Source organism: Nitratifractor sp. (genome assembly GCF_015487065.1).
Lineage (GTDB): Bacteria > Campylobacterota > Campylobacteria > Campylobacterales > Sulfurovaceae > Nitratifractor.
Genome location: NZ_WFQN01000082.1, coordinates 1 through 5,445 on the forward strand (window position 1 = coordinate 1; position 5,445 = coordinate 5,445).

At 52.0% G+C, this 5,445-nt stretch carries 4 protein-coding genes; all 4 read right to left on the bottom strand.

The features are described from left to right. Nucleotides 1-523: MltR family transcriptional regulator (locus F8I07_RS04310; protein WP_292656181.1), on the bottom strand; the 523-nt coding region annotated here is incomplete at its 3' end. A 391-nt stretch (nucleotides 524-914) separates the two neighbouring features. Continuing rightward, a complete protein-coding gene (locus F8I07_RS04315; RefSeq protein ID WP_292656183.1) occupies nucleotides 915-2,063 on the bottom strand; it encodes a Fic family protein in 1,149 nt (382 codons plus the stop codon). Nucleotides 2,064-2,399: 336 nt separating this feature from the next. Then, entirely contained in the window at nucleotides 2,400-3,137 is a 738-nt protein-coding gene (locus F8I07_RS04320) for a ferredoxin-thioredoxin reductase catalytic domain-containing protein (RefSeq protein ID WP_292656186.1), read from the bottom strand. Nucleotides 3,138-3,443: 306 nt separating this feature from the next. Further along, nucleotides 3,444-5,369: a protein-disulfide reductase DsbD gene (gene dsbD, locus F8I07_RS04325; RefSeq protein ID WP_292656189.1), complete on the bottom strand. Its 1,926-nt coding sequence runs from the start codon at nucleotides 5,367-5,369 to the stop codon at nucleotides 3,444-3,446. Nucleotides 5,370-5,445 lie beyond the last annotated feature (76 nt).

Genomic DNA, 5,445 nt, shown 5'->3' on the forward strand with positions numbered 1-5,445 from the left:
CAAGTTCTTTTTGATTAAAAGTATTTGCAAGACTGAGATGGATAACAGCAACAAGTGCTTGAACTTTTTTTATGAATTTTTCTCTCGGTGCTGACTCGGAGGTTTTGTAGCTAGGCAAAAGATTGTCAATTTTTTGTAATATCTCTTTAACATCAAAATTTAAAGGGTCTTGTAAATGAGCAAAATCATTTCGTATTCTTCGTATCACATCAAGGGAAATTTGTGTTTCCTTGGAAATCAATCCTAATGCAAATGCAATTTTTATTTTTGATGAAAATGTTCCTAATGGTCCATTGAAATCAAAAAGCTCTTTAGTCGCACTTTTCCCTTGCTCGACAAAAAAACCCAACAAAAGTGCAGTGATTTCATTTTCTAAATATGCTGCTGCTACAAGAGCACAACCGCGATCAGATTCTTTCTCTAATTCATTGACTATTGTAAATAGTGTACTTGTTCGATCTTTTACAGTAGGAATGAGTAAATCAAGTCCATTGTCAAAATCATTATTAATTTCGGTTTTCATTTTTTTGCTTTATTAATATCATGTATGCCTAACTATTTATTGTGTGAACATTTTATACCAAATACCCCCAAAATCACCAAATAGCAATACATTTAAAATGTGCTGCTATTTTCCAAAACATGACAAAATGACATATTTAGCTCCATTCTACTGTGTTTTTCCTCAGAATTCTCTTATCCACAATGTCGTGCTATCGGCTCTACAGCCGTTATCTGAACATAAATGTTTGGATAACGGCCCATATTCCAATAGCATGACAAAATATTCTGCTATCGGAGGAGGCCATGCGACCCAGGAAAAAGAAGCTTTTGGATCAGGTGAGGAAAAATACCTGGTGTGGCCTGGATCCTGAGTCGAGCCCAGGATGACAAAAAATGATCAATTTGTTTTTTCAGGGGGCCGATGACTCATTCTCTATGACAGCCGCTTCATACCGGATATTCCGTCCCGCAGTGCCCTCGACTTGTCGCAGCAAGCCGTACTCTACAAGCCGTGAGATGTCCCGTTTGGCGGTGGGGATGGAGGTTTTGGCGATGGCGGCGTATTTTTTGGTGCTGAGGGCCCCTTCGAATGCGTCTCCTTTATCGAGCATTTTGTTCAAAACCTTGATCTGTCTCTCATTGAGCGCGAAGTTTCTGGCGCGATCCCAAAACTTCGCCTTTTGCACCACCTTTTCGATCTCGAGTAGAGAGTCTTTGATCGCCCGATCCACCGCATCGACATGCCAGGCGACCCACTCCGTAAAGTCGAAGTTGCGATTGTAGATGAGATTGTTCGTCCGCTCCAGCGTATCGTAATAGGATTGCTTCTCCTCGGCGATCGCTTTGGAGAGGGAAAAATAATAGTGGTTCAATCCCAGCTCTTTGGCGAGAATGTAGTTGGCGATGTTCCTGGCGATTCGTCCGTTGCCGTCGTCGTAGGGGTGAATGATAACGAACCAAAGATGCGCAATGGCGCTTTTGATATAGGGATCTTCCTGGGAATGATTGACATAGACTAGGAGCTTTCGCATCTCTTTCGCGACGCGCTCATGAGGGGGCGCCACGTAGTGCACCACCTCCCCATAACCTCTTTGAGATACCACACGCATCTCGTCGCTGCGATATGTGGCCACATCGATTTTGTATCCGCCGCTGTAGCCGGTAGGGAAGAGGGCATTGTGCCAGCCGTGGAGCCGCTTTTCACTCAAAGGAGCCGGATTAAAGCTGCTGTCGATCAAGATATCCGCCAACTCGTCTGTATGGCGGGTGGAGCTGTCCTGGGATGGAGCAGGCCGATCCCCCATTTTTTTGCGAATGGAGGAGCGGACGCTGTCACGGTTGAGAATCTCCCCTTCGATTTCCGAAGATCGGACGATTTCGTCGGTGGCCGAATCAACGACTACAGTATCCAGATCCTTTTGATCGAGGATGCGGGTCGCATACTCCAGTTTTCCGGTATTGCGCGTTACCGAAGAGATCAACGGAGCGATCTGTTCATATCGGTAGTCAAATTCCGGATATTTCTCGTGTTGCCATACCCACTTTCTGATCTTTTCCATTATTCTACTGCTTTGCCTTGTGATACGATTAGGTGGATTAATCCTATCAATATTTGAGCCGATTGTCAAAAATGGATTATTGAACTCTTCGGAAAAACTCCGTCATTCCGGACTTGATATGCCCACTATGCCCTGGAGCCTGAGACAAGCTCGGGATGACGGAAGTCAAAGTAGGGTGGCGCCCTGCGGGCCCACCGTAAAAACATGTGGAAAGTCCTGGTAGCTATTGAGCGTTGGAGATGGTGGGCCCACAGGGCGCCACCCTACATTTTGCAAAGATGCCAAACAGGAGGAGTCGTAGCGTGGGATTGCCATCCCACGAATAGCCAAACGGCCTCAGCCCCGGACGATCTCGCCGGGGTAGCTGATGATGCCGTAGGTGAGGTTGCCCACATGGGCGAAGCCCTGGGCCTTCATGACATGCTGGACCTGGAAGCTGCGGCTGCCGGTGTGGCAGTAGAGGATGAAGCGCTCCTCTTTGCGGCCCTGGATCTTTTCGAACCAGTCGTAGAACTGACTGGTGGGCCAGAGTTCATCGGTCCCTTTGATGTGGCCCATCTGGTACTCCATGTGCTCCCGTACGTCCACGAGGGTGAAGCGCACCATTCCCAGCTCACGCGCCTCCAGGAGCGACTCCAGCTCGTCGCCGTCGAGCTGTTCTTTGTCGACAAGCAGTTCCGCCTCTTTTTGGTTCAGACCCCGGGAGTGCTGGTGGGCCGCCTCTTCGGCGGACTCCTCCAGACGCTTCTTTTCGGCGTATTCGGGGGTGCAGAAGATCCCGCAGTGGCAGACGCCGTCCTCGGGGATCTCCTTTTCCAGGGCCGGTTTGCAGGGGCAGATGCGGTTGTCGGCGGCTTTGCGCTCTTCGGGGGTTTCGCCGATGACCATGAAGCAGGGGCAGTAGCGCTTGCCGTAGATGAGCCTGTTGCGGGCCAGCCCCATGGCGACCCCTTCGTTGATGTCTTTGTCGGGGTTCTGAACGAAGCCGAACTGCTTGTCCACCTTTTCGACGAATTTCCAGGTCTTCTCCAGTTCCGCCTGGAATTCGGGAGAGTTCATATCGATCTGTTGCATTTGTCGTCCTTTTTTTTGGTTTTTTGCCCTATGAAGACAGGATGTATACCGTTTGGTCATCCTGAACTCGATTCAGGATCCAGGCGCTTTGAGTCACTCTGCGCCCTGGATTCCGGATCAAGTCCGGAATGACGGATTTCATAGTCTTTCATGATTTGAAAATTTTTTCGGGATTATAGCAGGCATGTTTGGAATTGAGAATTGAGGATGGAAGATGGAGAATAGGGGGAATGAATTCCCACTTTCAAAAATGCGTTGCAGAGCAACGCTAACCGAAATTCTCCATTCTCAATTCTCCATCCTCAATCACTTAATAGATTCCAGGTGTTTGACAAAGGCCTCCGGGGGGACGAAACCTACGAGGAACTTCTCGGGCAGGGGGCGGCCTTTGGAATCGAAGATGAGGATGTTGGGGGCGCCGAAGAGTTTGTAGTGTTTGAGGATCGCCTGCTCTTCGGGGGTGTTTTGGGTGATGTCGATCTGGAGGAATTTGAAGCGCTTCATCGCCTGCCGGACCTTGGGATCGGGGAAGGTGATGTGCTCCAGCTCGCTGCAGGCAGCGCAGTTTTCCTTGCCGATATCCACGACGACCGGTTTGCCCTCTTTGGCCGCCTGGGCGATCTCGCGTTGGAGACGCTCCAGGGTGTAGCCTCGGCGCTGGGCCATGGGGACGAGACCGTTGCTTTCAGTCTGAGGATTGGCAGAAACGGTGTGGGCGGTGAAGGGGGCCAGAGGGTTCAGAAGCGATTGGGCTCCCGCGATGACGCCGACGAAGAGCATCGAACCGTAGAGGAAGAGAATGACCGCCAAAAGCTGGATCAATTTGCCGGCTCCTTTGTAGCGCTGGCCGTTGTCGAAGACCTCCAGATAGAGGGCGCTGCCCAGCAGTAGCAGGGACCAGAGGAAAAGATAGACCCCCGGAGAGAGGATGCCTCGCAGAACATAGAGCGCCATGGCCAGCATCACCACGCCGAAGATCTGGCTGACCCGGTTCATCCAGCCACCGGGTTTGGGGATGAGCTTGTCGGCTCCGGCCCCCATGAGCAGCAGCGGAACACCGGCGCCGATTCCCATGACGAAGAGGCTCAGTCCCCCCAGGAAGGCGTCGCCGGTCATGGAGATGAAGATGATCGCTCCGCTGATGACCGGCGCGGTACAGGTGCCGACAATCAGGGCCGAGAGGGCCCCCATGACCGCCGTGCCCAGCAGCCCTTTGCCCTGGGCCTCGTCGCTGGCTTTGGTGAGCCGGCTTTGCCAGGAGGCGGGGAGTCCCAGTTCGAAATAGCCGAAGAGCGAAAAGGCCAGCGCCACGAAGAGCCCGGCCATGGGGAGGATCACCCAGGGGTTGTTCAGATGCGCCTGCAGGTCGAAGCCCAGCAGCCCCGCCACGATGCCGATGAGGGCGTAAGTGGCGGCCATGGAAACCACATAGACCAGGGAGATCAGGAAAGCCGTCGAGCGGCTCACGCCCCCCTCTTTGCCCGCCTGTTTGACCAGGATCGAGGAGAGGATGGGGATCATGGGCAGGATACAGGGCGTCAGCGCCAGCAGCAGCCCCGCGACGAAAAAGAGCAGCAGCACGAAGAGGATCCCCTCACTGGCCAGAGCTTTGGCGATCTTGGCGCTGTTGCCCTCGGCGGCGAGAGCGGAGATCTTGGAGAAGAAACCGACACCTTCGGTGGATGTTGGATGTTGGATTTTGGATTTTGGATTGAGTGTTGAGGCTGCAGCTTTCTTCGGTTCCTCACTCCTCATTCCTAATTCCTCATTCCCTTTGGCGGCTTTCCCTGCCTCGAGATCGAAGGTGTATTTTTGAGGTGAGTAGCAGATGCCGGCGTCGCTGCAGCCGGAGAGGTCCACTTCCAGGGTGAAGGGGCCGTTGATGTCCTGTTGGCGTATCTCTTTGAGAGGCACGACGATGTCGAGGGTGCCGTAATAGACCTTGTCACCTTCGTAGACGATGGGCTTGGGGAGTTTGGGCTTGAGTTCGAGTGTTTTGGGTTTGATGACCTTGAGGTGGAGATCCTTGGCGTAGATGTGGATCTTCTCTCCCAAGGTGATGGTGGTCTTGAGAGTGTCGCCTTCGACCTTTGCCTGGACCTTGAAAGCCTCGGAGGGTTTGAGGAATTTGTGCTGAAGTCCCCCGAAGGCTCCGGGATTTCCGAAACCGGCGTTGAGAAGAAATAAGGGAAGCAACAGCGCACCCAATAGTATCGTCAATCGTCGTCTCATTCAGTTTTCTCCTGACAAAATTTGTTAGTGTATAGTATCTTTCCAGTGTGCAGGGATTGTGCACTTGGAATTATGG

What these genes read in the sequence shown, in the direction of transcription:
- dsbD (WP_292656189.1), bottom strand. Translation starts at nt 5,369, where the DNA reads ATGAGACGACGATTGACGATACTATTGGGTGCGCTGTTGCTTCCCTTA.
- F8I07_RS04315 (WP_292656183.1), bottom strand. Translation starts at nt 2,063, where the DNA reads ATGGAAAAGATCAGAAAGTGGGTATGGCAACACGAGAAATATCCGGAA.
- F8I07_RS04320 (WP_292656186.1), bottom strand. Translation starts at nt 3,137, where the DNA reads ATGCAACAGATCGATATGAACTCTCCCGAATTCCAGGCGGAACTGGAG.